The organism is Mesorhizobium sp. M7A.F.Ca.ET.027.02.1.1 (assembly GCF_004022985.1).
In the GTDB taxonomy this organism is placed as follows: domain Bacteria; phylum Pseudomonadota; class Alphaproteobacteria; order Rhizobiales; family Rhizobiaceae; genus Mesorhizobium.
This window is the reverse complement of record NZ_RZOL01000402.1, coordinates 1-5548: the sequence shown is the minus strand read 5'-3', so window position 1 is coordinate 5548 and position 5548 is coordinate 1. Positions and strand designations below refer to the sequence as shown.

Sequence of the window (5548 nt, the reverse complement as noted above, 5' to 3'; positions counted from 1 at the left end):
GGCAATATCAGTCCTCACCTCGTCCGCACAAAGCTTCTTGACGAAGACGTGCCGGAATGCGCCACAAATCGACCCCAACGGAGCCGGGCGGCGGACCGCCGAACTCTCGAGGAGCTGAACAACCGGCCGATGCGCCATATCGGCCAAAGCCGCCGCGAACTGTTCGAGGAGATCGAGTGGGCTGCCTTGAGACCGCTGCGGGCAGCACCGTTCGAATACGCCGAGTGGAAGCGTCGGCGAAGGTCCATCCTGACTACCATGTCGAGGTCGACGAGACCTTCTACTCGGTGCCGCACCGACTCATCGGGCGCACGCTCGAGGTGCGGCTCACTCACGAGTGGTAGAGATCTTCCATGATCCCCAGCGTGTCGCCAGCCATGTGCGTCGCTCGCAGCATTCCGGCCATGTCACCGTCAACGAACACATGCCCAAGGCGCACCAGCGCTACGCCAACCACGCCGGCCAGCCTGATCAGCCGGGCGGCCAGGATCGGCCCCAACGCCGCCATTCTGGTCGAGCGCATGATGCGCGACCGGCCACCTCCGGAGCAGGGATGTTCGGGAAGCGGGCCGCACCTGTATATCCGCCGCGCTCCGCGATCGCGACGAACGCCCCGAAGATACCTGATAGGGCATTATTGCTCATTCGCGATTGATCCATGTCCAAAAAATGTTAGACGCGCAATGGTTTTTAACGAAGATATGGAGCAGAGCAACAAGGGAGGCGCCCGGGCGATGGCATCGATCAGTCTTGAGGGGCTTTCGAAGCAATACGGCCAGTTCCGCGCGCTGGAGCGGCTCGACTTCGTGGCCCAGCAGGGTGAGTTCGTCACTATTCTCGGACCCAGCGGGTCGGGAAAAACGACGGTCCTCTCGCTGATTGCCGGCCTGACAGAGCCGACTACCGGTCGTATCGTCCTCGGTGGGCGCGACGTTACGGCAACCCGACCGGCGAAACGCAATATCGGGCTGGTGTTCCAAAGCTACGCGTTGTTTCCGCATATGTCAGTGTTCGATAACGTCGCCTTTCCGTTGAAGGTCCGGGGCGTGCCGGCAGAGGATGCGCGGCGGCGGGTCGGCGACGCGCTGGACCTGGTGCGACTACGCGGTTTCGAAGCCCGACGCCCTACGCAGCTTTCCGGCGGCCAGCAGCAGCGCGTCGCGTTTGCGCGGGCCATCGTGTTTCAGCCCGATATCCTGTTGCTCGATGAGCCGCTTGCGGCTCTGGACCGAATGCTGCGCGAGCAGTTGCAAGTTGAGCTAAAACAATTGCAACGCAAACTCGGAATTACCACGATCCTGGTCACCCACGATCAGGAGGAAGCGCTTTCCCTCTCGGATCGCGTGCTGGTCCTGGCCGACGGCGCGGTCCAGCAGATCGCCGAGCCCTTGGAAGCGTATACTAGACCCGCCAACCGGTTTGTCGCAGGCTTTCTCGGTACTACCAATTGCCTTGATGGCGAAGCGATCCGGCATGGTGCCGGGAATTGGGTTATCCGGCTCCGCTCCGGCGAGGAATTGCCCTACCGCGCTTCGGACGAGCCGTCCGGGTCACTCGTTACCATCAGCATACGGCCTGAACATGTTCGCGTGCTCGGGCCTAATTCGGAGCGGGGTGTCCCCGCGACCGTCATCGAATCCGTCTATCTCGGCCAGACCGTTCGTTATCATGTCGAGACAGTGCACGGCACACCATTGATCGCCGCTTGCATGCAAACGGGGCAGCCATATCCGCCTGGGGCATCCGTTCGCCTCGATTGGGATGCTGAAGCCGTGTGGCTCATTCCTGAGGGCGGCACGTCGCGGGCCAAAGCCCAGCCAGCCGCGCCCGAATTACTAAGAGTCTAACTCAACCACTAAGAAGACGCTGAGAGGAACTCCACCATGAAAACGAAAAGAACACTTTCCACTTTGTTAGCATTGCTTGCAGGCGTAACGATCTTCGCTGGTGTTTCCTTCGACGCCAGGGCGGATGATGCGGTAACTGAACTCCGCATGGTCGAAGCCGGCGGTCAATCCGGTGACTCGATCCAGAAAGGCTACATCGAGCCGTTCACGCAAAAGACTGGCGTAAAGGTGGTTCGCGAGAACCCGAACGGGATCGGAAAGCTGCAGGCGATGGTCGCGTCCGGCAGCATCTCGGCAGTGCTTTTCGAGCTCGTTGGCACTGAGGTTCAGCAGGCCAAGGCTTTGAACCTGATTGAACCGCTCGATTGGGGTGCGATCGCTCCATTGCCGATGTTTCCCGAGGCGCACGATGACTACGCACTGGGATATGAGTATTATTCAACAATCATGACGTGGCGTAAGGACGCCAAGGCGCCAAAGACCTTGGCCGATTTCTGGAATGTGAAAGATTTCCCGGGTAAGCGCGCCCTCCCGGACATAGCATTTTATGCTATTCCGATGGCTTTGCTGGCTGACGGCGTTAAGCCTGAACAGCTCTATCCACTCGATCTTGACCGAGCCTTCAATAGCTTGAAAAAGCTTAGCCCCGACGTTGCCGTCTGGTGGTCCACCGGTGCCCAGCCGCCCCAACTCCTGAATGACAATGAAGTTCAGTACGCTATCGCATGGTCAGGGCGGGTCACCACCGAGCCGAAGCTGGACTACTCGTTCAACCAAGGTCTGATCGATCTCAGCTTCTTCGCCGTCCCGCGCGGCGCCAACCCGGCGCAAAAGGCTGCCGCGATGAAGCTGCTGCACGAGATGACTGTAGCGGAGAATCAGGCTGTGGCGGCGACCGTCATTTCGTATACCGGAACCAGCCCGGATCTTAGTGCCCTCTTGCCAAAGGATAAGATCGGTCAGTTCCCGACCGCGAAGCAGAACAAGGATGTCCAGGTCGGTTACGACTACAAATGGTGGGTCGATCACGGCAAGGAAGTCGAAGAGCGCTGGCAGGAATTCAAGTTGGGACTTTGAAAGTATATTGAATCCTCTGGCTCGCTGCCTGGAAGTGAATAGGGCAGCGAGCCGGGAATAAAACAGCTGGCGGATTTAGGACATGGGACGTACCGGGCTCAATCGCAACGGTTTTGCATACGTGCTTCCGTTAGCTGTGATTATGTTGGTCGCATTCGACGTTCCGATTTTGCTGATGTTGCGTACCAGCTTCGCGCCCTCCTGGACGCTGGCAAACTACCAACACCTCATTGAGCAAGAGGTTTATCTCAAAGTCCTGCTGAACACCTTCAAGGTGGCCGCAATTACCACCTTTTGCTCCGCTTTGCTTGGATATCCAGTTGCCTATTGGATGACTCGGCTATCGCCAACTGGGCGGTTGGTCGCGATGGCTTTCGTAGTCATACCCTTCTGGGTCAGCGTCCTGGTGAGGAGTTACGCTTGGATCGTACTCCTCGGAAACGCTGGCATCGTCAATCGGGCGCTTCTGTCTCTGGGTGTTATAGATCAACCAATCGCTTTGATGTACAACGAACTCGGGGTGATCATCGGCATGACGAACATTCTCATCCCGTTCATGGTCCTACCCCTCTATGCCGCGATGACGAAGCTCGACCGACGCCTGCTGCAGGCCGCAGCGACCTTAGGCGGATCGGACGTCCAGACATTCTGGATGGTTTTCTTTCCCTTGACTCTGCCAGCTCTTGCCGCGAGCACTCTCTTGGTCTTCATCTCAGCAATCGGGTTCTACATCACTCCGGCGCTCCTTGGCGGCGGGCGCGTCTCAATGATTGCAAATGTCCTCGACGTCTTGATCAACAAGATGCCGAACTGGGAACTGGCCGCAGCAATTTCTACCGTATTGCTTGCGGCCAGCCTCGCTCTCTACGCGCTCTATCGCCGCGTCGCGCCGCATTCGGGCATGTGAGGAGTGTCATGAGCAATCGACAAGGGCGAAACGACCGCCACGACATGCCGATCACCCCGAGTGCATTTGAGGCTATGCCGATCGTGGTGCACCGGCGCAAGATTGCCCTCGACCGCGTGATCTTGGGTGCGGCGGCGGTCTCAGTCCTCCTTTTCCTATCTCTGCCGATCCTTGTGGTCGTGCCAATGTCGTTCTCGAGCGCGAGCGCACTCCAATTTCCACCCCCCGGATTATCGCTTCGCTGGTATGCAGCATTCTTCACGGATCCACGCTGGATCGACGATCTATGGACCTCGTTAGAAGTGGCGGTTGCTGCAAGCACTCTGGCGCTACTGCTTGGGGGCTCGGCCGCCTACGGCTTGGTGCGGGGGAGGTTTGCCGGACGGCTGGTTGTCGAGGCTAATTTCATCGTGCCGATCGTGGTTCCATCCATCATCACCGCGCTGGCGCTATATCTTGTGTTCGCGCGTATCGGTCTGCTGGGAACCTTGCCAGCGCTCATCATCGGCCACATGGTCCTTGGGGTTCCGGTAGTAGTCCTCGTGATGACCGTCGCCTTCCGGAGTTTCGACGTCAGATTAGAGCAGGTGGCCTTCACGTTAGGGGCTTCTACGCCAGTAATGCTGTGGCGAGTCCTGCTTCCTAACGTTCTTCCCAGTATCGGAGCCGCCTGGATCTTCGCATTTATCACCAGCTTCGACGAGGTCATCGTCACGACCTTCATCTCAGGAACCTATGAAACCGTTCCGAAGCGGATGTTTAATGAGCTGGCACTCCAGATCAATCCGACGATCACGGCCATCGCCTCTTTGCTTACCGGAATCAGTATTTTTCTGCTCGTGGTATCGGCCCTGCTGATGAGGTTCGGAGAGCGGGCCAAATCGGGACCTGACTAGCCCTATCTAGAGGGATCGCTGAACGAGCGGACTTTATTCATGCATGGACGTGAATGAGTGAGGTCACTCATGCGTCTGGCGAATAGGCGCCGCTTGGTCGGGGTCAATGGAGAGCGAGAGGTTGGCCGCCTTTGTTAGATCAAGTGCCTTCTCGGTGTCGACAGAGCTTCTTCAACGTACCACCAACCCCAAGGGACGGATTCTGAGGGAACGGATGGTGCTAACCGGGCCGGCCCCACAGTTGGTATGACCTCGCGGAATGCCCAATGTTGCGCCGGCTCGCTCCGGTAGATTCATAGTAAACTCACAGAAAGCAGAGGCCGCATATGTCCAAAAATCCCATCTCCCGCGTTCGCGCTAAGGGCGACGCGTTTTCCATCGGCTTCACGCTCGGGCGGGCCACCGCCTCCGGCTTCCGCCAGCGCGTCCTGGGCACCGAGGAATTCCAGGCACTCTACGCCCGCTGGCGTGGATCGGAATATCTTCGTGCGCTGGAATCAGCAGCCCGCGCGGCCTATCCCTACATTGTGCGTGAGATCGAGGGCATCGCCGAAGGTGCCGGGCAGGATTTCGAAACGGTCTTCCTCTGGAACTGCCGGGGCGATCTACGGCTACCGGAGCACGTCTCCTCAGTAACGAAAGCCGTAGCCGCCGCCGGCTGCACCACTCTTCTCATTCCAGCGGAAGGCGACGCTCCGGCGATAATCGCCCATAACGAGGACGGTGCCGCGGGGTTTCTAGGCGGTTGTATGTGGGTTGAGGTTGAGCCCGACGAAGGCCTCGCCTGGAGCAGTTTCATGTACCCCGGCATGCTACCGGGG

The 5548-nt window shown here is 58.7% G+C and carries 5 protein-coding genes and 1 pseudogene; all 6 read left to right on the top strand.

The window, feature by feature from the left end:
- Nucleotides 1-105 precede the first annotated feature (105 nt).
- A pseudogene (locus EN749_RS29645) lies at nt 106-554 on the top strand (IS21 family transposase); the annotation flags it as partial.
- A 180-nt stretch (nt 555-734) separates the two neighbouring features.
- Nucleotides 735-1847, top strand: coding sequence for an ABC transporter ATP-binding protein (locus tag EN749_RS29640; protein WP_210214736.1), 1113 nt, complete (start codon nt 735-737; stop codon nt 1845-1847).
- Nucleotides 1848-1883: 36 nt separating this feature from the next.
- Complete coding sequence (locus tag EN749_RS29635) at nt 1884-2924, top strand: extracellular solute-binding protein (protein ID WP_128364489.1); 1041 nt, start codon at nt 1884-1886, stop codon at nt 2922-2924.
- 82 nt (nt 2925-3006) lie between these two features.
- A complete protein-coding gene (locus EN749_RS29630; protein WP_128364488.1) occupies nt 3007-3831 on the top strand; it encodes an ABC transporter permease in 825 nt (274 codons plus the stop codon).
- 8 nt (nt 3832-3839) lie between these two features.
- Nucleotides 3840-4727, top strand: a complete 888-nt coding sequence (locus tag EN749_RS29625; protein WP_128364487.1) for an ABC transporter permease — start codon at nt 3840-3842, stop codon at nt 4725-4727.
- 326 nt (nt 4728-5053) lie between these two features.
- Nucleotides 5054-5548, top strand: a 495-nt coding sequence (locus tag EN749_RS29620) for a C45 family peptidase (protein WP_245491517.1), incomplete at its 3' end; no start/stop codon positions are given.